This is a genomic window from Arthrobacter pascens, assembly GCF_030815585.1.
GTDB lineage: Bacteria > Actinomycetota > Actinomycetes > Actinomycetales > Micrococcaceae > Arthrobacter > Arthrobacter pascens_A.
In genome coordinates this window covers 2,410,632-2,433,246 of record NZ_JAUSWY010000001.1, presented here as the reverse complement: position 1 = coordinate 2,433,246, position 22,615 = coordinate 2,410,632, and the positions used below count along the sequence as shown (strand labels likewise).

19 protein-coding genes and 3 pseudogenes are annotated in these 22,615 nt (G+C 59.7%); 12 read left to right on the top strand and 10 right to left on the bottom strand.

All coding sequences use genetic code 11. The features are described from left to right. Positions 1-8: 8 nt before the first annotated feature. The 7 genes from QFZ30_RS11250 to QFZ30_RS11220 form a co-directional block, all read right to left on the bottom strand. Positions 9-947: an acetaldehyde dehydrogenase (acetylating) gene (locus QFZ30_RS11250; protein ID WP_307076209.1), complete on the bottom strand. Its 939-nt coding sequence runs from the start codon at positions 945-947 to the stop codon at positions 9-11. Positions 948-958: 11 nt separating this feature from the next. Next, on the bottom strand, positions 959-1,765 hold the full coding sequence (locus QFZ30_RS11245; RefSeq protein WP_306904411.1) for a 2-keto-4-pentenoate hydratase: 807 nt from the start codon (positions 1,763-1,765) through the stop codon (positions 959-961). Between the two features lie 124 nt (positions 1,766-1,889). Then, a complete protein-coding gene (locus tag QFZ30_RS11240; RefSeq protein WP_307080201.1) occupies positions 1,890-2,957 on the bottom strand; it encodes an amidohydrolase family protein in 1,068 nt (355 codons plus the stop codon). A gap of 2 nt (positions 2,958-2,959) precedes the next feature. Beyond that, positions 2,960-3,487: a 3-hydroxyanthranilate 3,4-dioxygenase gene (locus QFZ30_RS11235; RefSeq protein WP_307076207.1), complete on the bottom strand. Its 528-nt coding sequence runs from the start codon at positions 3,485-3,487 to the stop codon at positions 2,960-2,962. Beyond that, positions 3,484-3,921 (bottom strand): RidA family protein, encoded by a 438-nt coding sequence (locus QFZ30_RS11230; RefSeq protein WP_307076205.1) that lies wholly within the window; start codon positions 3,919-3,921, stop codon positions 3,484-3,486. The genes QFZ30_RS11235 and QFZ30_RS11230 overlap by 4 nt, the downstream gene beginning before the upstream one ends. Next, complete coding sequence (locus tag QFZ30_RS11225; protein WP_307076203.1) at positions 3,914-4,705, bottom strand: 2-keto-4-pentenoate hydratase; 792 nt, start codon at positions 4,703-4,705, stop codon at positions 3,914-3,916. The genes QFZ30_RS11230 and QFZ30_RS11225 overlap by 8 nt, the downstream gene beginning before the upstream one ends. Continuing rightward, complete coding sequence (locus QFZ30_RS11220; RefSeq protein ID WP_307076201.1) at positions 4,702-6,180, bottom strand: 2-hydroxymuconic semialdehyde dehydrogenase; 1,479 nt, start codon at positions 6,178-6,180, stop codon at positions 4,702-4,704. Before QFZ30_RS11220 ends, QFZ30_RS11225 begins: the two co-directional genes overlap by 4 nt. Positions 6,181-6,323: 143 nt before the next feature. Here QFZ30_RS11220 and QFZ30_RS11215 point away from each other — a divergent pair, with 143 nt between their 5' ends. From QFZ30_RS11215 to QFZ30_RS11185, 7 genes are all read left to right on the top strand, one after another. Beyond that, on the top strand, positions 6,324-7,418 hold the full coding sequence (locus tag QFZ30_RS11215) for a LysR substrate-binding domain-containing protein (protein WP_307076199.1): 1,095 nt from the start codon (positions 6,324-6,326) through the stop codon (positions 7,416-7,418). A 164-nt stretch (positions 7,419-7,582) separates the two neighbouring features. Further along, positions 7,583-8,125 carry a GNAT family N-acetyltransferase gene (locus QFZ30_RS11210; RefSeq protein ID WP_307076197.1) on the top strand — a complete coding sequence of 181 codons (543 nt, stop codon included), beginning with the start codon at positions 7,583-7,585 and terminating at the stop codon, positions 8,123-8,125. A gap of 510 nt (positions 8,126-8,635) precedes the next feature. After that, positions 8,636-9,178 (top strand): NADPH-dependent FMN reductase, encoded by a 543-nt coding sequence (locus tag QFZ30_RS11205; RefSeq protein ID WP_307076195.1) that lies wholly within the window; start codon positions 8,636-8,638, stop codon positions 9,176-9,178. Between the two features lie 33 nt (positions 9,179-9,211). After that, entirely contained in the window at positions 9,212-9,745 is a 534-nt protein-coding gene (locus tag QFZ30_RS11200) for a flavin reductase family protein (protein WP_306904431.1), read from the top strand. Positions 9,746-9,881: 136 nt separating this feature from the next. After that, on the top strand, positions 9,882-11,021 hold the full coding sequence (locus QFZ30_RS11195) for an LLM class flavin-dependent oxidoreductase (RefSeq protein WP_307076193.1): 1,140 nt from the start codon (positions 9,882-9,884) through the stop codon (positions 11,019-11,021). A gap of 43 nt (positions 11,022-11,064) precedes the next feature. Further along, positions 11,065-11,922: an AraC family transcriptional regulator gene (locus QFZ30_RS11190; RefSeq protein ID WP_307076191.1), complete on the top strand. Its 858-nt coding sequence runs from the start codon at positions 11,065-11,067 to the stop codon at positions 11,920-11,922. Between the two features lie 23 nt (positions 11,923-11,945). Then, entirely contained in the window at positions 11,946-13,352 is a 1,407-nt protein-coding gene (locus QFZ30_RS11185; RefSeq protein WP_307076189.1) for an amidohydrolase family protein, read from the top strand. Here QFZ30_RS11185 and QFZ30_RS11180 read toward each other — a convergent pair. Next, positions 13,349-13,726, bottom strand: a pseudogene (locus tag QFZ30_RS11180) (integrase core domain-containing protein); the annotation flags it as partial. The gene QFZ30_RS11185 and the pseudogene QFZ30_RS11180 overlap by 4 nt on opposite strands. A gap of 313 nt (positions 13,727-14,039) precedes the next feature. On the opposite strand from QFZ30_RS11180, the gene QFZ30_RS11175 reads away from it, so the two are divergent. Next, a complete protein-coding gene (locus tag QFZ30_RS11175; RefSeq protein ID WP_307076187.1) occupies positions 14,040-15,617 on the top strand; it encodes a phytoene desaturase family protein in 1,578 nt (525 codons plus the stop codon). Positions 15,618-15,669: 52 nt separating this feature from the next. Next, positions 15,670-16,152, top strand: coding sequence for a VOC family protein (locus tag QFZ30_RS11170; RefSeq protein WP_307076185.1), 483 nt, complete (start codon positions 15,670-15,672; stop codon positions 16,150-16,152). Between the two features lie 300 nt (positions 16,153-16,452). On the opposite strand, the pseudogene QFZ30_RS11165 reads toward QFZ30_RS11170, so the two are convergent. Further along, positions 16,453-16,950: pseudogene (locus QFZ30_RS11165) on the bottom strand (transposase); the annotation flags it as partial. A gap of 68 nt (positions 16,951-17,018) precedes the next feature. On the opposite strand from QFZ30_RS11165, the pseudogene QFZ30_RS11160 reads away from it, so the two are divergent. Further along, positions 17,019-18,168 (top strand): annotated as a pseudogene (locus QFZ30_RS11160) (IS3 family transposase). Between the two features lie 98 nt (positions 18,169-18,266). After that, the gene (locus tag QFZ30_RS11155; RefSeq protein ID WP_307076183.1) at positions 18,267-18,620 is read left to right on the top strand and encodes a hypothetical protein; all 354 of its coding nucleotides are present in this window, start codon (positions 18,267-18,269) and stop codon (positions 18,618-18,620) included. Between the two features lie 338 nt (positions 18,621-18,958). Here the strand turns inward: QFZ30_RS11155 and QFZ30_RS11150 are convergent, their stop codons facing one another. Further along, positions 18,959-20,311 (bottom strand): purine-cytosine permease family protein, encoded by a 1,353-nt coding sequence (locus tag QFZ30_RS11150; protein ID WP_307076181.1) that lies wholly within the window; start codon positions 20,309-20,311, stop codon positions 18,959-18,961. Positions 20,312-20,972: 661 nt separating this feature from the next. On the opposite strand from QFZ30_RS11150, the gene QFZ30_RS11145 reads away from it, so the two are divergent. Then, positions 20,973-22,205: a saccharopine dehydrogenase family protein gene (locus QFZ30_RS11145; protein ID WP_307076179.1), complete on the top strand. Its 1,233-nt coding sequence runs from the start codon at positions 20,973-20,975 to the stop codon at positions 22,203-22,205. Positions 22,206-22,615: the final 410 nt, after the last annotated feature.

The window sequence follows — 22,615 nt, the reverse complement described above, 5'->3', positions numbered from 1 at the left end:
TGTCATTGTTATGCTCCTACAGGTGTTGAAGAGATGGCGGCGTCCATACGTTCGGCCAGCAGGTCAGCTGTCCGTGTGGCGGCGGCGGTGATGATGTCCAGGTTCCCGGCGTATTCGGGCAGGTAATCGGCCGCGCCCTTGACCTGGACCCAGACACCGACACGGCCGTGACCGTTCCAGTCCTCGCGGGCGGGATCGAACTGGGGCTCAACCCGCAGGGAGTAGCCGGGGACGTAGTCCTGGATCTTTACGACCGCCTCGTCGATGGCGGCACGGATCCGGTCCTGCAGCTCGCCAGGCTCTGCGGCTGCGGCGGGGATGGCAGCGTAGATCGTGTTGCGCATGATCATGGGCGGTTCCACCGGGTTGATGATGATGATGGCCTTGCCGCGCTTGGCCCCGCCGACCACTTCGAGGGCCTTTGCGGTGGTCTCGGTGAACTCGTCGACATTGGCTCGGGTACCGGGCCCGGCAGATTTGGAGGCAATGGATGCGACAATTTCCGCGTACTCGACAGGAACCACGGATGAGACCGCCGCAACGATCGGGGTGGTGGCCTGCCCGGCGCAGGTGATCATGTTGACGTTCAGGACGTCTTCGAGGGCGTCCAGGTTCACCACCGGGCACAGGTACGCGCCGACGGCGGCAGGGGTCAGGTCGATCGCGTGGATGCCGGCGGCCTTGTACTTGGGAGCGTTGACCTCGTGGGCCTTCGCGGAGGTGCATTCGAACACGAAGTCGGGAAGTTCGTCCTGGGCCAGGAGCCAGTCCACGCCTTCGGCGGAGGTGGTGATGCCCAGCCGGGCGGCGCGGGCGAGCCCGTCGGAGGCGGGGTCCACGCCGATCATGTATTTGACTTCAAGGTTGCTGCTGCGGCGCATGATTTTGAACATCAGGTCGGTGCCGATGTTGCCTGAGCCGACGATGGCTGCTGTTTTCTTTGCCATGGTGGTTGTCCTTAGTCTGTGAAGTGAATGGTCAGTGAGCCAAGCGGACCGAAATCTGCGGTCGCCGTACTGTCCGTGACAACCGGCATGGCTGCGGTGAAGGAGCCGGGCAGGACCAGCTGGCCTGCTTCGAGCGCCACGCCCTGTTCGCCGAGGACGTTGGCGAGCCAGGCCAGCGGGGCCACGGGGTTGCCCATGACATCGGCCCCCGTGCCGGTGCCGGTAACCTCGCCGTCGATCACCAGCGAACAGGTGACGTCCTGAAGATCCGCGGGGTCAATATCCAGCGGAGTCGTTCCAACCGCGATCGCGCCGCAGGAGGCATTGTCGGCTACCGTGTCGACCAGTTTGATGTCCCAGTCCGTGATGCGTGAGTCAATGATCTCAATCGCCGGATATATAGCACCGATCGCGGCGGCGGCCTGTTCCAGGGTGATGCCTGGTCCCTGGAGGGACTCCTTGAGGACAAAGCCGAACTCCGGCTCAACCTTGGGTTGAATAAACGTGGACGCCGGGATCCGGGCGCCATCGTGATGCACCATGTCCTCGAAGAAGAACCCGAAGTCCGGCGAGTCCACGCCCAACTGACGCTGCATAGCCACCGAGGTAAGGCCCACTTTGCGCCCAGCCAGTACCCGTCCGTTGGCGAGGTGCTGTTCAAGCTGCGAGTTCTGGACGTCGTAGGAATCTGAGAGGGTCATTCCTTGGAGTCGGTCCCGCAGCGGGGCCACCGGCACCAGGGACACGGTGGCTGCCAGCAGCTCATCGGCGAGGCCGTCAAGGACCGCTTTGCGGGAGGAAGTTATTGAAGTATTCATTGGAGTGCCTGCCTTGTCTTGAGGTCCCGATTCACGCGGTTGGATTTTTCTGCGCCCGGTCGGAACTGCCTCAAACTCTCTCGCCCCCCGGGATCGGGAACGACGGAATGTGCGGGTGTGCGGGTCAGGAAGCGCGGAGGCTGCCCTCACTGCCGGCTTGGCTGACTGATTCCATTCCCAGGAAGCGCAGGGCGTTCCCTCCGAGCATGTTCGCCCGCTGTCCCTCGTCCAGGAACGACGCGGATCGGATGAGCCGGCCCGCTGGCTGCTCACCCAAGGGGTAGGGAAAGTCGCTGCCGAGCATTATCTGGCTGGAGCCCATCGTGTCCATCAGGAGCCGCAGGGAGGGTTCGTTGAAGACCACCGAATCCACACTGAAACGCGAGACGTAATGAGAGGGCGGGAACTGGGATTTGGCAATCAGGTCCCCGCGCCTGTGCCAGGCGTTGTCCATCCGGCCCAGCCAGTAAGGGAATGATCCGCCGCCATGGGCAAAGCAGAGCTGCAGGGATTCCGGCAGCTTGTCGAAGCCGCCGCCAAGAATGAGCGACAGAATTGACAGGTGCGTTTCGGCCGGCATTCCGACAAGCCATTGCGCCATCCAGCGGTCCAGCCGCGGTGAATTGGGCATGTCCCAAGGATGGACGAAGACCGGGACGTCCTTGTCGGCGCAATGCTGCAGGAAGGTGATGATTCCGGCGTCGTCCAGGTCCCGGTCACCGACATGGTTACCGATCTCGACGCCCTTATGTCCGTTGTCCATGCAGCGGTCCAGTTCGCGGCACGCCGCGTCGGTGTCTTGCAGGGGGACCTGACAGAACGGTACCAGGCGGCCTTGGCCTTCGGCGCCGATCTCCAGGGCCAGGTCATTGAATATTTGGCTGACTTTGACCGCTTCCTCCGGTTTTCTGCCGTAGGAAAAGAACACCGGCGTGGGTGACAGGACTTGGTAGTCCACGCCGTCGCTGTCCATTTGTTTCAGCCGCACCTGTGCCTGCCAGGCGTTGTCCTGGATAGGACGGAATTCTGTGTCCCCCATCATCATCATGGCTTCACGTTCGCCGTCGACGCGGAGCGAGGGCCATGGTCCGGCGGACCCGGTGTGCTCCTCCAGGTCCGGCCAGCCCTTCGGCACGTAGTGGGTGTGGATGTCCACGGTGGGGGTGCGCTCAAGAAGGGAGCTATCCTTCATGGTCACCCACGTCCAGGGTGGACGGCCCCGCAGTTGGGGCAGGTCCGGGAGGCATCATCGCTGTTGTAAAAATCCTCGAACACCGGGGGGAGGTCAGCCACGATATCCCGGACCTGAAGCTCTACCTCGTGGATCTTGTGGGAGCACTCCATGCAGTACCACTGGAACTTCTCCAGGGTGCCCTCTTCTCGGATGCGTTCGACGACGATGCCAATCGAACCGGCTTCGGGCCGCTGCGGGGAATGCGGGAGGTTTCCCTGCAAGAGCCAGGTCTCGCCTTCCTTGATGTCGATGCGACGGGGGCCCTCATCGGTCATGACGTTGACGTGCATGTTGCCCTTGACCTGGTAAAACCATTCCTCATACGGATCGACGTGGAAGTCGGTCCGCTGGTTGGGTCCGCCGACGACCTGGACAATGAAGTCTTTGGAGCCAGTCCACATGGCTTTGTTGTTGACAGGGGGCTTAAGGCTCGCTGAGTTCTCGTTGATCCATTGGTCAAAATTATGGATGGGTGCGATGTCGGTCATGACTGTTTCCTTATCTCTGGTGTGGCCGGGATTTTGGCGACTGCCTGGATTTCAATGAGGAGGTGGGGGTGCGGAAGTTGGTGGACAGCGACCGTTGTGCGGGATGGCCCTGTTTCGTCGAAGTACTGTGCGTAAATCTCGTTGTATCCGCCGAAGTCGTTCATGCTGACCAGGTAGGTGGTGATCTGCACGAGGTCCCCGAGGCCGGCACCCATTGAATTCACAATTGACTCGATGTTTTCAATGACTGCCCGGGTCTGGGCGCGGATGTCAAGGGATGTCACCCCGAGATGGTCCACTTCCACCCCGACGAACGTGTTATCCGGCAGGCGGCTGCTGGTGCCGGAAATGAACACTAACTCGCCGGCCTGCTTGTAGTGAGGGAATCGGCCGCGAGGGGTTGCCAGGTGCGGCAGAACCTTGGAGTCAGTCATTGTTTTCCGCCTCAACATTCAGGCTGACCGTTCCGAGGCCTTCGACATCTGCGCTGACGAGGGCGCCGGGCGTCAACGCGACGGCCGCGGTGGCTGCGCCGGCCAGGATCACTGATCCGGCAGGGATGGTAAAGCCGTATTTGGCCGACATGGCGAGTAGCCGGGGCAGCGTCAGCAGCGGGTCTCCGAGGATATCCGAGGTGGAACCTTCCGCGGCCGGTGTCCCGTCGAAGTTCAGCACGACGGCGCGGTTGGCAAGCTTGGGCGTCAGCGGCTGCCATGGCCCGATGACGTAGCGGCAAGCCGAAGTGTTGTCGGCGACAACGTCGGGGAGGCTGAAGCGGAAGTTTTGGTATCGGGAGTCGATGACCTCAAGTGCCGGAGCGACCGCTTCGACGGCGGCCAGGAACTGTTCCTCAGTGGACTCCGGACCGATGCTTGTGCTGAGTCGGAAGGCTATTTCCGGCTCGACGCGGGGGTGGACGAGGCCCTTCAGGGAGAGACTTCCGCCGTCCGAAATTTCCATGGCGTCGGTGAGGAATCCGACGATCAGTTCCGAAACGCCCATCTGGGCCATCTTGGCTTCGCTGGTGAATCCGAGTTTCCGGCCCGTGGTCCGTTCCCCCCGGTTTCGGCGCAATTCCAGGAGCTCGTTCTGGATCGAGTAGGCCTGGTCCAGGTCGAGGCTGTCGCCGAACTGTTCTATGGCCTGACCGGTGAGTTGGGCGCTGTCCAGGGACGCGGCAGCATGCTCCAGTTGTGCCTCATTAAGGGTGGTGCTCATATTGTTTCCTCCTCGGAAAGGTTGATGCAAACGTTGGTGGGGTCGGTGTAGAAATGCAGAGAGTTCGTGCCGCCTTCCCGGCCGATGCCGGAGAGGCCGGTACCGCCGAAAGGTGAGCGGAGATCCCGCATGTACCATGTATTCACCCACGAGATGCCGGTCTTCATGCGCCCGCCGACGCGGTGGCCGCGTTCGAGGCTACCGGTCCACACGGAGGCGGCGAGACCGTATTGGGTATCGTTTGCCAGACGCACCGCTTCGTCTTCGGTGTCGAACGGGATCAGACCGGCGACGGGACCAAATACTTCCTCCCGCATGGGCGAACTGTTGTGGGCCAGTCCGGTCCAGAGGGTTGGGAGAACCCACGAACCCTGTGCCAGGTCTGTTGGCATGTCCGGAATCCTGCCACCGACAATGGCCGTACCGCCTTCGACTTCAGCCTTCTCGAAGTAAGAAAGGACCTTGTCCCGGTGCTTTTGGGAGATGAGCGGACCGGTAGTGGTGCGCTTATCGAAGGGCTTGCCCAAGACCAGTGAGTTGGCATGCTCTGCCAGTCCCGCAACCACTTCGTCGAAAATCGGTAGTTGAATGTATACGCGCTCGGTGCACAAGCACACTTGCCCCGTGTTCGTGAAAATGGAACGGGTGAGTCCAGCGACGGCCCGCTCAATGTTTGCGTCCGCAAAGACCAGCGCTGCGTTCTTCCCGCCGAGTTCGAAGGAGACCGGACGGACTTTGGGGGCAGCTGCGCGCATGATGGTTGATCCAGTCGAGGATTCACCCGTAAAAGTGATGCCGTCAACACCGTCAGCCGTGGTCAGAAATTCGCCGGCCGAGCCCGCACCGAAACCGTGAACGACGTTGTACACGCCATCAGGCAGTCCGGCTTCCTTCATGATCTCCCCCAGCAGGGTGGCGGATGTTGGCGTTTCTTCGGACGGTTTGACGACCACGGCGTTGCCGCAGGCAATGGCCGGGGCGACCTTCCACGTCAGCAGGAGAAGCGGCAGATTCCATGGCACGATGACGGCAACGACCCCCAGAGGCTTGCGCAGTGCGTAGTTCAATGCGCGGCGCCCGTCCGGGAACTCTGTCAGGTACGAATCGACGCCCGCGCTGGCGATCATGTCGGCGAAGGCACGGAAATTCAACGAGGCCCGGGACACGTCAAGATCCCTGGCCAAGGCCTCAGGCTTGCCGGTATCACCGATTTCGGCAGCGAGGAGATCGTCGAAGCGCTCTTCGATCCGCTCGGCGATGCGTCGCATGACCGCGGCGCGCTGGTTTGCCGTGTACCGGCCCCACGGACCTTCGAGGGCTTTCTGCGCCGCGCCCACGGCGGAATCAACGATGCCGCGGTCCGCTTCCGACACCACGGAGAGGACGCTTCCGTCCACGGGATTGACGTTGTCGAATCCCGTGCCGCCTTCCAGAAATTCGCCGCCAACAAAATTGCGTATTAGCTGTGTAGTCATGCAGTCTGCTCCAATGTGGCCCCGATTGTCTTCGGTGTGTTCCAAACCACACCTTTCCTGAGTTCAATTGTCACCGTCATTGCCATGCTCGTCTAATAGATAATTCGTTGCTTCGCATAGCAATACAGGCATACGATTCCCGTATGGACCAAACCCTCATTGACGGCCGGATGAAGATCCGGCACCTTGTCCTCGCCCTGGCGATAGCAGAGCACGGCAGCATTGTCCGCGCTGCCCACCACCTTCACATCACTCAACCGGTCGTCACACGTGGTCTAAAGGAGCTTGAGCAACTTTTAGGAGTTGAATTGTTCGACCGAGGACCCAAAGGTGTAACGCCGACCGTCTTTGCCGTGGCCTTCCTGGAACATGCACGGGCCATACTCGCCCACCTCAGACAGGCATCGCAACATGTCTCCGAGCTTTCAAATGCGACCGCAGGGACGGTAACTGTGGCAACCCACCTGGCTGGGGCGAATCTGCTCCTTCCCCGGGCGATAGCGATGCTCAAGTCCAGCCACCCGGGAGTCTTGGTCGTTGTTCGGGAAGGGACTCCCGACAAGCTTGACGCCGACCTCATGTCAGGCGACGTTGACCTGATCGTCGGGCGTCAAGGACAGCTCAGCTTTGAAGCACCAGTGCGCCAAATAGACCTCCACGAAGAGCCCTTCCGGATCGTGGCCCGCCAAGATCATCCCGTACTGCTGACCGCGGATCCACAACTATCCGAGCTGCGTCAGTTCCCGTGGATACTCCCGTTAAAGCAGACCTCGCTTCGACGAGAGCTCGAGGAACTGTTCCGACAACAAGCAGTGGCGCTCCCCGAGGAGAGGATTGAATGTACTGCTCCCCTGACCGTCCGAACAATTATCGTCGAGACAGACTATCTGGCAGTCCTCCCTGAGACACTGGCCTTAGCTGAACCGGAGCTCGCCGTCGTCCCAACACCGTTGGCAGGCGTCAGCCAGAAGATCGTGGCAACTCTCGCCGCGGAATACTCTCCCAGCCCAAGCACAGCTCTGATGCTGCAGTGTCTCAAGGAAATCGGGGCTCACATGGGACGGACATCGACTCCAGAAAGCGTCCAGGACCTCCCAAGGAAGGCTGATAGTGGCATGTCCACGATTCAGCCGAAAGAACATTTCTCAAGTATTCATTCCGGTGGGATACTCGAACCGAGCGTCGAGAACGTGGAGGACGCCACAGAGATTTCCGGACGAACCCGGACTTGCAGATAGGCCGACTGCCTGACCGAACACTTTTTTCATGTGGCCGGCACCCTTCGAATGAGCCGGAGTGACTTTTCCACCTAAGCGTTACAGCGCTCCCCAAGAAAGGCCTTCAGATGGCAACTACTTTTCGCCGCTCGCAAGCCCACGACCGAGAAGCCATCCTGCATCTTATGGAGGAAGCACGCGGGGAGGGACTGACAAATGAAGAAAAATCACAGCAGGGCTTCGTTCAGGGCCCGATGGATCAGGACATTCTGGGGCGGCTCGAGAGCGGCCCGGGTATCTTCGTCGCCGAAGTCAACGGTGAGATGGCCGGATTTGCAATGTCAGCGGAAAAGCACCACATCGTCCATAACCCGCCAGCCATCAAGGCAATGACGGAAGCAGCGGCAACAGACCCACACCTAAATCAGTTCCTGTACGGGCCTACGGCCGTCGCCAGGGCATACCAAGGTCAAGGGATACTCACAGGACTCCTTGTAGCAATCAGCGCACATCTAAGCGCGAACTTCGACCAAGGCGTCGCATTTGTGGAGACAACAAATAGAAAGTCGCTCTCCGTACACCGGCACTACGGCATGACAGAACTTGCCTCCTTCGAAATCGCTGGCCGTGAGTACATACCTTTCGTTTTCAGCCCGAAGCTATTCCAAAGCCCCGAAAGAGCTGAACTCTTGGCCGCCGTGACGAACCTCAGTCCGCTTCGGAAATAACTACGTCGGCAGTTGAACTGGCTTCAGTGCCGGTTTGCTCCTGCCGGTCCGTAATCGCCTCACCTTCAACGTTGGATTCATCGGTGGATGGCGGCTACGGATGGAGTCAAGGATGGAGTTAGCGGGAGGGGGCCGGGGTGGACCTATAAATCTGTCCGGTGCCAGCCGGGGTGCTGCAGCGCCCGGAATTGGGATTCAGCTCCCCTCGTATAGGCAACGTAAGGGCGGTAATAGCGCCCCATTGACCATCGGCAGGAATGTGCTATATTTCTTGCAGGCATAGTGATCTGGAACACGAAGTGTTCTCCGGACATGTGATACTTGCGGGTCCTCCCGATGAGTGATGCCTATGCATGAACGCAGCGTAAGCCGTTGCGGGCCCACCGGGCCAAAATATCTCGGTGGTGTGTGAGACACGTTGGTGTTACACGCGTATGCCTCTCGGCTCGTACGTTAGCTTCGCTGTACCTCCGGCGTATCTCATTTTCCTGACAACACAGTTAGAGAGAAATGATGACGCTCAAGGTTTCTATCATTGTCGGCAATCCCAAGCCGCAGTCCCGCACGCTGAAGGTGGCGCAGACTCTTGTTGAGAAGCTGCTGGAGGCCGGCTCTTACGAGGTGGAAGTTGTTGACCTTGCGGAGCACGTCGAGGAAATTTTTGCATGGCCCAGCGAACGGATGGCGGCTCTGAATGCCAGTGTCGCTTCAAGTGATCTGGCAGTGTTCGCCTCCCCGACCTACAAGGCGACATATACCGGGCTCTTGAAGGCTTTCCTGGACCGCTACCCAGCAAGTGGACTGGCAGGGGTCACGGCAATCCCTGTGATGACCGGAGCAGACCAAACCCATTCCATGGGTCCTACGGTGAATCTGGCGCCTTTGCTCGTTGAGCTTGGAGCAACGGTTCCCGGGCGTGGCTTCTACTTCATCACCGGGCAGATGGATCACCTCGACGAGATTGTTCAGGCCGCGGCCGATACTTACGCCACGAACCTGAACCGCCTGGCGAAGGTGAGCAACTCCCTGCGCGTCGTCGCTTCCCTTACTTAACGTGTTGATCCCTCAGAACTAGGAGACACACCAATGCAAACAGTTCAAATCCCCTTGGACAGGGCCAGCGGCGTTGCAATCGAGCCCCGCTCATTCCGCAACACCCTCGGGCACTTCGCTTCGGGCATCACGATCATTGCGGGAGCTTCTGACGGTGAACCCATCGGATTCACCTGCCAGTCGTTCTACAGCGTTTCGACTGAACCGCCGCTGATTTCCTTCAGCGTAATGCTGAACTCCACCACCTATCCGAAGATCCGCGCAACAGGCAGGTTTTCCGTCAATGTTCTCTCCCACTCACAGCACGAGATTTCCAACCAGTTCGCCCGTAAAGGGACCGACAAGTGGGCAGGTATTGACTGGAAACCTACAGCAAAACGCAACCCTGTCATAGCGGGAACACTCATGTGGCTCGACTGTGAAATAACGGCGGAGTACGTCGCGGGGGACCACTACGTCGTCATCGGGCGCGTCCACGAAATGAGCACCCCCGAGTGGCACGCCGGCCAACCACTGCTCTACTTCAAAGGCCAATACCGCCACCTCCTCCAACTCGAAGCAGGATAGGGCCTCATCGGCCGCCCTTTTGCCTACGCAGCGCCCCTTGTCACAGGTTTGTGAAAGCACAGGCGGGGGGGCGCTGCGTAGGCTCTCAATATTCCAACCGGAGCCGATGAATCGGCCCCCGCTCACCAGGAGAACCATGACGTACACCTCAACCGCTTCCTCATCCGTTCCGACCGTCCAGCCCACAGAAAACCGGCTCAAACTCGGAGTTTTTGCCATAAACGGGGGTGCGGCCTTTACAAATCACCCGGACAGGTTCGTACCCACTTGGGAGAATAACCTGAGAATCGCCCAGCAAGCGGACCGTCTCGGCATCGAGAAACTCGTCTCAGCGTCCAGGTGGAAACCCTTCCACAAAGACGGACACTACTCAGGAGATCTTTTCGAGACCTTTACCTGGGCGGCGGCAGTTGCCGCCGTAACGGAGCATATCGAAGTGGTCAGCACGGTACATCTGGCAACGGTCCACCCGATCATCGCGGCAAAGTCTGCTGCAACGGTGGATCTGATCTCGGGCGGCCGCTTCGGCATGAATCTGGTCTGCGGCTGGTACCGGGCCGAAATGGAAATGTTCGGCACCGCCATGCCGGGCCACGATGACCGCTATTCCCTCGCCGATGAATGGGTCGAAATCTTCAACCGCTTGTGGTCTGATCCGCGCAGCTTCGATTATGATGGCACGTTTTATCAGCTCAAAGGAGCCATCGCCCAGCCCCACGCACCTTTCCCCAGGCCGACTCTGTTGAATGCAGGGGGGTCTGAACGGGGTCGTGCCTTCGCGGCGAAAAATTGTGACATCGCGTTTGTCGTCCCGCAGGACCCCCGGCCGGAAGCCATTAGGCGCCAGGTGGAGGAATACCGCCGGCAGGCGCGGGACATCCATGGAAAGGAGATCGAAGTCTGGATGTCATGCTACGTGGTGCAGCGTGACACCCGTGAGCAGGCCGATGCCTATGTCCAGGATTACGTGGTGAATCAGGGCGACGCCGAAGGAGTGGATTCGTTCATGGCAAACAACGTCGGCAACGCCGAGACCTGGCCGCCAGAAGTAGTGCAGCATGTGCGTTTCGCTGTGGCTGCCGGCTACGGCGGCTATCCTCTCGTGGGTTCAGCTGAGGACATTGCTGAAAAGCTCTCTGCTCTTTCGGATGCAGGCGTAGACGGGTTCCTCATGTCCTGGCTGGACTACGAGGGCGGTCTGACTGCCTTCAGCCAGTCGGTGTTACCGCAATTGGAACAGGCCGGGCTCCGGGCTCCCGGCCGCCAGCAGTTTTGAACCCCAGTCCTGTTGCCGGGCACGTAGAATGGCGCGTCCGCCGTTGAACATCGACGCTTTCGCCGAGTGGGCCCCCGAATCAGGAGCGCGTCGGGGGGTGCCGCCACTTGCGGCGGCACCCTGGCAGGCTGTACATGACTCGGGGTACGTCCTGTATTACCCCCAGGGTTTCTCGAGGGCTGAAGTTACCCTGCATCACCACCTGATCGGCATAGAATTCCTGCCCAATCTCGTCACACTGGACTTGGGTGGACATAAGATCAACACAGTTGTCCCGGCTGATTCGTTTTACTTCGTTCCTGCAGGCGCCGCAGTCAGCATTGAGAAGGCGTATGCGTGCGAGTACCTGTTGCTGACAATAGACCCTGCCATGGTGGGCGGGTTTGAGGACGTCATGCGGGAGCGCTTGAACGACCAAGCTTTTGCCACTGCCGCCCAGGGAATCCGCCGTAATCTGCTCCAGGGCACGGTGACAAAGGACGAAGTCAGTGGGCTCATTACCACGGCCCTTAGGGCCTTGCACCACGCACCCGCGCCGCTGCCAAAGACGCATCCAGATGCACGGCTGGGGCAGTCCCTGCGGCTCGTTGGCGAACGCTTCATGGAGAAGCTTTCAGTCGAAGAACTAGCCCGCGCAGCAGGAAACCTTAGTCCGGTGCACTTCGCTCACCTCTTCTCCGCAGCCTTCGGGATCTCCGCTCACCAGTACCTCATGCAATACCGCGTCCATCAGGCGCGCCGCCTGCTTGGCGAAACCGGCAGTAGGATCGCGGATATTGCCTATGAAGCAGGTTTCTGCAGTCAGGCACACATGACCGAGGTATTCCGACGCCGCCTCGGAGTGTCACCCGCGCTCATTCGGCAGACTCCTGTCTGCACCCAAAAAACGTCCCTTTGGTGAACCACACAATTGAACGGAGTGACATGACATCGGACATGCGACAAAAGGTCGACCTGCTGATCACGGCCGGCTGCATAGTAACGGTCGATGCCGAACGAAGGATCCTCTTCGACGGCGCCATTGCAGTCGAGGGAAGCAATATCGTCGCAGTAGGACCGCGTGCTGAGCTCGTGGACATCTTCGCGCCGGTACGGCACATCGACGAACCCGAAGGGCTTGTTGTGCCAGGATTCATCGATGCTCATACGCATCCCATAGACTCCCTGATCCCTGGAATGTGCGACGACACCCCCCAGTTTGTGCGGCTCAGTCAACGGGTCATTCCCTACGAAGACCAACTCGACGACGAAGACGCCTTCCTGGCCGCCAAAGCCTCTTTCATCGAGATGATCCGCCACGGAACAACAACATTCGTCGACGGCGCAGGACCGCAACCCGACGCGATAGCACGTGCAGCCATTGACACAGGTATACGAGGAGTCATCACCCGCAAGCTGACAGACGTCGCCGGCCCGTTCGGGGGACGCGTAGAGGGGCTCGAAGACGCCATCGCAGGCGCAGAGGAGACCGTGGCGAAATATCGCGGCGGCCCTGACTCTCTGATCCGGGCTGCATACAACATCGACATGCCCATAGTTGCGAGTGATGCCCTGCTCAGTCGGGTTGCCGAGGCCTCCGCAGCCCGCGGTGTCGGTGTTGTCTCCCACCTCATAGGCCGCCAGTCACTAGAAACGACCAACAACCGGAATTCTGACATCCACCGCTTGCAAAAGGCAAACCTGCTCGGACCCGACCTCCTGTTGGCACACATCGGCTGGATACCCAACGGGGACATCGAACTGCTGGCCGCCACAGACACCCAGGTTGCCCACTGTCCAGGATCGAGCTTCGTAGGCGGAAACGGTTGGGTCTCCCATGGCGTCATCCCCGACTTGGTTGCCGCCGGAGCCAACGTGGCTCTCGGAACAGACGCATCAATCATCAGCCGTTCCCTGGACATGGTCAGGACAATGTACTTGGCGGCGTGCGCCCATAAGGACGCCCGCCAAGACCCGCTGATCATGAACCCATTTCACGTCTTCGAAATGGCCACCATAGGAGGTGCCCGCGCCGCCCGATGGAGTGACCGAATCGGCTCACTCGAGGTTGGGAAGGCCGCCGATCTTGCGATTTTCGACATGTCCGGTCCCGAATGGTGGCCTGACCCGCTCGGCAACGCGGTGCCTAACCTCGTTTACGGAGGGTCGGGACGGGACGCGCGCACAGTTGTCATCAACGGGATAGTAGCCATGGAAGACCGGCAATTTCCGCAGGAAGATCTGCAAACCCTCGCCAAAGCAGTGGACGACGCATCCCGCCGGGCACTTACCAGGCTCGGCGGACGTCGAGTCACGTGGCCCCCGTCGCCAGCCCCACGGCCAGAAGGCTAGGTGTATTGACCTGAGAGGTTAGTGACGCGGCTGGCCGGTGGCTGACCTTTGAGTGAGGTGTGGCCTCGGTGATGATTGTAGTGATGGAGCCAGTCGGTGAAAGCGGCAACACGCTCGCTTTCTGATGCGTAGGGTTTGGCGTAGGCCCATTCATCGAGCATGGTGCGGTTGTAGCGCTCGTAGGAGCGGTAGCAGGACCCGTTGTCCGTCAACACACGTTTGACCACGACTCCGCAGGATTCGAAGTAGGCGTTGGCGCGTGCCCAGAACCCGGCAGGGGTTTCCTTTTTCTCATCGGTCAGGATCTCGGTGTAGGCCAGCCGGGAGTGGTCATCGACGGCGTTGTGCAGGAAGGCGTAGCCCGACCGCCGGTTCGGCGCCGCTGACACGAGGGTGACGTGGTGGGGGGCCCGGATCGAAATCCAAGGCATCACGATCATTCCGGAGAGCATTTCCTCGCCCTGACTGATTTTCGTTCCTCCTTGCCGCGGCGATGCAAGTAAATATAGATTATCGGTAACGATCGTCACTGAAGTGTCGTATGAAGTCAGGCAGGGATTCTGTTCAATCACTGATTACTTCCATCGAGAAAGACAACAGGTGATTCGAGACTGTGGGTCGCGAAAGCTCACGGGCCAGCAGCTGACCAGTGGAGAGCGCACTGGGTTTAGGAAGGAAACGGACAGCATGCGATCACGCGAGGAAATTGCGATAATTGGTTCCGGAGTCAATTCGCTGGTGGCGGCCGCAGAGCTGGCCCTCGCGGGAAGGCAGGTCTGCCTCATCGAGCGCTCGGATCGGCTCGGCGGATTCATCCATTCTTCCGAACGAACTATTCCGGGTTACATCCATGACACTTTCTCATCTTGGCACCCCCTCTTCGTTGCCGGTGAAGCTTATAAGCGACTCGGGCAGGAACTGCATGCCCGTGGGTTGGAGTACTGCAACGCGGATGGTGCTCTGACTGCTAGCGCAGGTATTGATCCGGAAACTGGAAACCACCGTGTTGCCGTGGCTTACAGGGACCCCAAAACTACGGCCGCAGGTTTGAGTTCGACGGAGGACGAAGGCGCCTACCTGAAGATGCTGGATGATCTCGCGAAGAATGCCAGTACCGTTTTTGGGGCCTTCGGGGCGGAGCTGCGATCGGTCAGGGAAGTTTCTGGTATCGCTTTTGGTGCTCTAAAGAGGGGAAAATTGCGGGGAAACGAGAGTTTCCTTCGTGATTCCCTAATGAGTGGGCGGAACTACATCCGAAGTCGATTCGACGGATGGGAAGCGGATCAGCTGTGGTCGCCTTGGCTACTTCACGCCGGCCTTAACCCCGGCAGTGCCACCGGCGGGGTCATGTTGCCGGTCATGGCCCTCACTATGCACAGCTTCGGACTGCCGGTGGTAAAGGGCGGAGCATCGAACTTCGTGGCTGCCTTCGAAACGTTGCTCCGAGACAAAGGTGTACGCATTCTGTTGGGCGCGGATGTTGAAAAAATCAACGTCGAGGCGGGCAGGGTCTCTGGTTTATCGACATCGGATGAAACAATTGCCTCGCGTACAGTGCTAGCCAACGTTTCCCCGCAGGCTCTGTATGGAAAGTTACTTGCCGATGCAGATCCCTCCCTCGTAGTGGCTTCAAAGAAGTATCAAAACGGCCGAGGGGCCATGCAGATTCACCTTGCCCTGAACAAACCAGTCGAATGGCTGGATTCGAGGCTGAACTCCGTCCCATTGATTCATTTGAGCAACGGTTCAGACAGCACAGGGATTGCCTGCGCTCAGGCAGAGGCGGGCCTCCTGCCGGCCGGTCCAACGGTGGTCGTCGGTCAGCAATCGGTACTGGACCCTTCCAGAGCGCCGGAGGGCAAAGCGACGCTCTGGCTGCAACTGCAGGAAGTTCCCTTCACCCCTGTCGGAGATGCTGGTGGCACGCTTTCAGTACGTGAAGGATGGTCCGAGGAACTGAAGGTCGGGTTCATGGAACGGGTTCTGGCCAGGCTCGAAGAGTTTGCACCTGGGACCCGAGAAACTGTCTTGGCCTGGGACATCCTTTCGCCCGTCGACCTGGCGCAAGCGAATCCTAATGCGGTCGAAGGCGACCCCTATGGCGGATCAGCCGAACTTTTTCAGAATCTCCTGTGGCGTCCATTTCCCGAGGCGGCTGGCCACCAGACCTCAATCAAAGGGCTATGGCACATCGGCGCATCCACGCATCCGGGCCCTGGGCTTTCCGGCGGTTCGGGACACTTGGTGGCAGAGAAACTGATCTAGTCCGCCAACCCATTAGTCAAAGCAGGAACTGCAAAACCCTAGGAGAGTCTAGATGTTTCAAAACCCCACCTTTTCACATGCTGGTGTCACCGTTCCCGATATCAATGCAGCCATTGAGTGGTATCAAAAAACGTTTGGTATGCGGCTACTTGCCGGACCCATCGAAGTTCTCGAAGATGACACCGATTTGGGAAGGGCAGCAGCCGCAATCTATGGAGTCGGGTTCAGTAAATTCTCCTTCGCTCATCTCGTCTGGGAAGACGGTGGTGGCCTCGAACTTTTTCATTTCACTTCCCCGGAAACCTCAAAACGCACCGACAATTTTGAGTTCTGGAAGACTGGCATCTACCACCTGGCAATCACTTCGATGGACATCAAAACTACGATCGACAGGATAGTTGAGGGGGGCGGACGACAAAGGTCAGAAATCACAGTCATCAACCCTGATCACGGCTACGCGGTTGTCTACTGCGAAGACCCGTGGGGAACAGTAATAGAGCTCTGTTCCCACTCCTACGCGCAAATGTGGGCATAAATTCACTAGGAGGGGGGCCAGCAGTCGCTGTTGTGGCTGGGAGATTTAGGATATAGGTTCTGAGGCGGACAAACGCGGGGACGGGCTCCCACCGAAGTTGGCCGACCGGCAGTCGCGGCTAACGAAGATAGACGCGGCCCCTCAAACAGCTCGAAGACAACGCAGCAGCCAAAGCACGCAAAGAGGCCGAGCAGAAGACCCGGGACCCCGGGCATAACTCTCCCCGGGAAGGATCCTCACCCAGGCCACCGGTCGGGAGCGGATGGGCAGCAAACGGAAAACGAAGAAGGGCCCGCCCGTCTATACCCGCACCAAGTCCATCATCGAACCGGTCTCTTCATGTTCCAAAAAGAAAGAAAGCCGGACTCCCCGCCCCGTCAGGAGGGCGGCCTTCCAGCGGTTTGACCAGCGTTGCCGGCCTGTCCCAGTGGGGGTCAAGGCTCATGAGCTCCAAATAGACGCATTTGAGCGCCGCCTGCTCGGTCGGAAAGCGGCCCCCGGATGCGCGCGTTGACGCTCTCGATCGCGTTGGTGGAGCAGATGATGGTGCGGATCTCCCGGTCGAACTGCAGGAAGGGCACGAACTCGGCCCCACGCATTCGTCCATAGCCGGGTAGCGGAACGAGTTGCAGCATAATGCACGATGCAGGTCTGGACGACCCGCCCGGGCCATACGGCGGCGACGGCCTCGGGCAGGCCCTTGAGCCCGTCACAGACCACGATCAGGCAGTTCTGGGTGCCCCGGTTCTTGATCTCCGAGACCACCCGCAGCCAGTACTTCGCATCTGGTTGGGTCCCAAGGTAGAAGTCCAGTGTTCGTGTGAGTTTCGTGTCCGAAAATGGACACAGGAGGAAATTCACGAATCATGGCACGCAGACACACCCCCGAGCAGGTCATCGCAAAGGTCCGGCAGGGCCAGAAAATGCTCAATGACGGCCGCCCGATGGTCGAGGTCATCAAGGAGCTCCAGGTCACCGAAGCGACCTGGTACCGGTGGCTGAATCAGTACGGATCCGAGAAGAACGCCGAGGCGTCCAATCGGACCAAGGAGCTGGAAAAGGAAAACGCCCGGCTCAAGCGTCTGCTGGCAGAGAAGGAACTGGCCATCGACATCCTGAACGAGGTCGCGAAGGGAAAATTCTGAGCCCCGAACCCCGCGGCCGTGCCGTGCGCATGGCGGTGGAGAAATTCGGGGCATCCGAACGATTTGCCTGCAAGGTCATTGGGCAGAATCGGTCTGCGTTCCGCAAGAAGAAGCCCGACATGGGTTTCGAGGAAGCACGGCTTCGTGCGGCCCTGCGCGCAGTCGCCGGCAAGCATCCGGCATGGGGTTGGCGGAAGGCCCGCTAGCACACCTGCTTTCCCAGCCGGAGTGGGATGGTGTGGCGCTGAACAGGAAGCGGATCCGACGGCTCTGGCGCGACGAAGGTCTGGTCTGTAAACCCAGTGCGCGGAAGAAGCGCCGGACCGGGCCCGGAGCTGGGGAGCAGAAGCGCCTCACAGCCGAGTACCCGATGCATGTGGTCAGCTTCGACTTCCAATCGGATGTGACCTCCTGCGGGCGGCACATCAGGTTTTTCAACGTCATCGACGAATACACCCGCACCGCGCTGGCCATCATTCCGCGCCGGTCATTCAAAGCCTCGGACGTGGTCGCGGTGCTGGAGGACATCATCGCCGAAACCGGCACCGCACCGACCTACGTCAGGTGTGACAACGGCCCGGAATTCACCGCCGCCGCCCTGATCGAGTGGTGCAACACCGCCGGCGTCGACACAGCGTTCATCGATCCGGGATCACCCTGGCAGAACGGCTTCATCGAATCCTTCAACGCCCAATTCAGAAGGGAACAACTCTCCGGAGAAATCATGGACACCATGGCCGAGGCCAGCTATTTGGCCGAGGAATGGAAAGCTATCTACAATCATGAACGGCCCCACGGATCCCTGGACGGCATGACGCCGAAACGCTACTGGGAAACCTGGAAGCAAGAAAACAAATTAGCTATCGCATAGACGCTGGAGTGCTAACAGGGGCCCGAACATCCTAACTCACTGGAGTGACACCGTCTAATTCACAGTCCCCTTCGGGTCTCGGGCTTCTTCCAAAACCAATGGTCAGCGATCTGTTCGGTCGGGTGACCTTGGAAGTGACGGTGTGGTCGAATTCGCTCGAGGAGTTGTCCTTGACGGATGATGAGGCTTCGCTGCTGATGCGGATGAGTTCCGCGGCCGCGCAACAGCGACCGGTTCCGCTGGACGAGCAGGTTATCGCCAAGCACGGCATCGGCGGGTTATGGTGCGACTCACGACGAAACCGCCAGTGGTCGTCCGTTGCCATCGCAGCCGTGACGATTGTGGTGGGCTGCCGCAAGAGCGGCCGATGGCCTACTCGGGCGGTTGAGCAATCATTCCCTTTAGTTCGGGACTTTCGGGGAGGATCGTCCCACGGTGATCGGCTCGGTTGATGGTCGAGTCCCCAAACTGTCCAGGCAACCCTGCACCAATATGGGTAAGTAATGCCCTCAACGACCTGGCGGTGACCACGCCATCGGGTGGCCCCGCCAAGTCGTTGAATCTCGGAAGCAGCGGCCTGATCGGCGACTACTGATCGTCACATAAAACAGATGTCCGCCGTCACCGCCAAAGGGTTCCTAGCAATGGGCCCTGATGTCTTTGCTCGCGCTCCCAGGCTGAATTGCGATGCTGCGGCTGGGTCGTGGACAGCAATCCGGTCGGACATCAAGCTAATGGGTCTGGGACTGTTCCGCCCACGCTGACTGTGACGGATCTTGTGAGAGAGCAGCTAGGCTGACTCTGTTTGAGGGGTCGTGACCAAAATCGGCGCCTGATCCGGTGCCTTGAAAACAAATATCCGGAGAACGGGATATAGCACAATCACGATAACCAAGCTCACGAGGAAGCCCAGCGGCGTGACTCCTGTCTCGGACAGAACGGAGCCGACGACGGTAGCGAAGATCACCGAGAGAACCCCGGCCCAGTTCACGGGCTCGGCTTCAGTCCCTGTGGCTGGCCTGCATTTTCTGACGATGAAGTAGTCGGCAATGATTACTCCGGCAAGCGCTGTGGTCGATACACCGAGGATGCCAAGGAAACTGCCTAGCAGTCCCAGGATGTTTCCGGCGATCATCAGCAATGCCACGACGTTACCGGCTATAACTGCGCTGAGCCGGCTGGGGCTCTTCCCAGTCAGGCCTTCCACAAGATTGACCAGCGACAGGGATCCTGAGTAGGTGTTGAGCACCTGTGCTTTGACCTGTGCGACATACATAAGGATGAACCCAACGACGCCGAAAATGATGATGAAGTAAGCGCCCGTATTGTGGGCAATCATCCACGACACTTTTTCCGCTATCGAATCTCCTACCTGGCTGTCCGCGGCAGCAGGGTTACGGGTCAGGAAGTCCGTTACTGAAGCAGCACTGGCGTGGACGATGACTGCACCGAGGATAACCACGATGATGTCAATCATGATCGCCCCCCCTACGGCCAGGATCCCGACGTCGCGCGTTGACCTTGCATATCGGGCGTAGTCAGCATCAACCAAGGCAAGAGCTCCGGCGCTCCCGGCCAGCATGGAGACAACGAGTCCGAAGTTCTTCATTTCGTCCCCTACACCACCAATGGGCCCGGAAGCAAGGATGGCACCCAGGGAGAGCGGCGAGTTCGCCAGAGCCACTGTTGCCATGGTGACAGTTAGCACTACGAACGCTATCAAAAGGATTATGGAGGTCCGCTGCACTACCTTCATTCCGTAGATCGTGAGAAGAATCCAGATCGCAGTGAGAATGCCATAAATGATGATTGCGTTCAGCAGGTTTGGTGTCCACCCAAACATGAAGAGGGTTCCGTAGTACAGAAGGGCGTTTTCCAAGGCCAGGAATCCAAGAATCATGAAAGCGAAAATGAGGGAAGCCAAAACCGAACCCCGACGTCCGAGCCCGTAGTAGCGTGCAGTCACAGTACTTGAGGTGCCGGAAACGTAGGCAACGTGGCCAACTAGCCACCCCAGTGCCCCGCCAAATACGGCCACGAGAACGCCGGCTAGAATGCCCCACCACACGCCGGCGATCATGGTAACAGCAGCGCCGATAGCCACCTGGACAAGTGTCGAGGCAATCCCGGCGGTATTGGTCATCAACCCCCACCCGGACTTTCTTTCCGACAGGGGGACGGGGGTGAGAGCGTGATCCTCGACCTTTGCTGTGAAGGACTGACCGCCGGAGCCAGATTGGTGCAGTGTCATGTGGGGCCTCTCTTTTAGGGTGGAACACCAGTCGGCGTCTATGCGGCAAGCTACCAGAATTTACCTTGCATGTCACGGATTTTTTACGATCGAAAATTTTAATGCATGTTCTTTGTTGAGCGCCGCTTCACTCTGCATGGTTACTGTGTTGAAGGGTTCGAGTATTGGTGACTTCGGCAATCCTGCGCTTCCCCGGTTGCTGTGCGCGCCTGAGGCAGCTTGTGCCATCGTGGACGTTCTGGACGCGATTTGCGTCAGTTGCGTGATTCTCCTGCCCTAATGACAGCCCGAATCGAACGCCGATAATAGACCTTTCGTCAGCCGGCCTCGGTGGGGCAAACGCGTGTCAATTCAGGTTATCCACGGCTTGAGCAGGGAGCCGTCGGGGTAGCTCCCTGGCAGCAGTAGCGGTGGATAACCTACGAGAAATGTCCCCGGCTGTGGACGGGCGGACCGGACTTCCCGTTCGAACGTAGATCAGTTCCGGTTGTTCCGAGGATCAAAGTATGGAGCCGTGTGTCAGCTTTAGTTGCCGCTGTGAAAGGCTGCAGTTATGGACAACTCTTCTCGGGAAAATGACCTCGTTCTCTACGGAGCGACGGGTTTCGTTGGCCGACTGGTCGCCGTCTACGTCGCTGAGCATGCACCGGCCGGGATGCGAGTCGGACTCGCGGGCCGGTCCAGATCCAGACTCGAGGCGGTTCGGTCGCAGTTGCCGGTCGCGGCGCACGGATGGTCCCTCATCGAAGCCGACTCGGAGGACGCGGACTCAATCGCCGCCCTGACCGCGGGCACACGGGTGCTCTTCACTACCGTCGGTCCATACGCGAAACACGGATTACCTGTCGTCGACGCCTGCGCACGGGCCGGTACCCACTACGCCGACCTCGCTGGTGAGGTGTCCTTCATCCGGGAGGCGATCGATCGCTGCGACGCTCTGGCCAGGACGAGCGGGGCCAAGATCGTGCACTCCTGCGGCTACGACTCCGTGCCGGCCGACCTCGCTGTACTGTTGCTTCATCAGGCGGCAGAAGCCGATGGCGCTGGCGGTTTGGTCGAGGTCCAACTCGTTGCTACGGCCAAGGCTGGCATCAGCGGAGGCGCGCTCGAATCGATGCGCGGGCAGCTGGACGCGATGCGATCGAGCACCGCCCTGAGGTCATTAGCCGCGGACCCCTATGCTCTGAGCCCCGACCGCACACGGGAGCCGACGACGCAACAGCCTCTTGACGCCGGTCCTGTGAGACGTTCCGATGACGGCACCTGGACCGCGCCTTTCATCATGGCCCCGTTTAACACTCGGATAGTGCGCCGCAGCAACGCATTGCAGGGCTGGGCCTACGGCCGCTCCCTTCAGTACGGCGAGGTGATGGGGGTGGCCCGCGGACCGGCAGGAGCGGTCATCGCCAGGGCAATGGCACTCGGGCTCCGGGCATTCATGGGCGCGATGGCGTTCCCGCCGACCCGGGGGGTGCTCGACCGCTGTCTGCCGGCACCGGGTGCGGGTCCGAGCACCAGCACGCAGCGCGTGGGCTGGTTCCACTCCCAGGTGACCGCCCGCACCGAGGACGGGCACCGATACCAGGCGATTGCTGCTGGCCGCGGTGATCCCGGCTATGCCGCCACCGCCGTGATGGCAGGGGAGACTGCACTTGCTCTTGCCCTCGACGGTGACCGGCTGCCGACCGCGAAAGGGTCGCTGACACCGGCCACTGCACTCGGCAACGTGCTCATGCAGCGACTCCGTGCGGCTGGCCACACCTACCAGGTGACCAAACTCGCCTGACCCAACGGTCCTGCAGGTCAACTGATAACGGGGCAATCATTGACTGGACCAGTCCGACTAGCGGTCCAATGAGATTTCCCCGACGGAGTATGCCAGGTCATCTAATGATCACGACCAGCGATGCGTCCCAAATCGCCTTTTAACGGGCGGGGTCACGGTCTTGTTGACGGCGGCCTCAGCCTGAAACGGGTGATGGTGACCGAGCTCGAGCCCGCGTCCCACGCGATGATCATCCATGTACCCGATTACTCGTATGTCAAACGGACGGTGGTGGTCGAGCGAGGACGATGCGACCAGGGCACATGCCTACCCACCTCGTTCCTGAACGTTCGTCAATCAAGCTCCTCTCAGTTGGTCTCTCGCAAGGTCGCTATCGTCCTCCGGTCAAGCTCGGCACGGTCGACTTGATC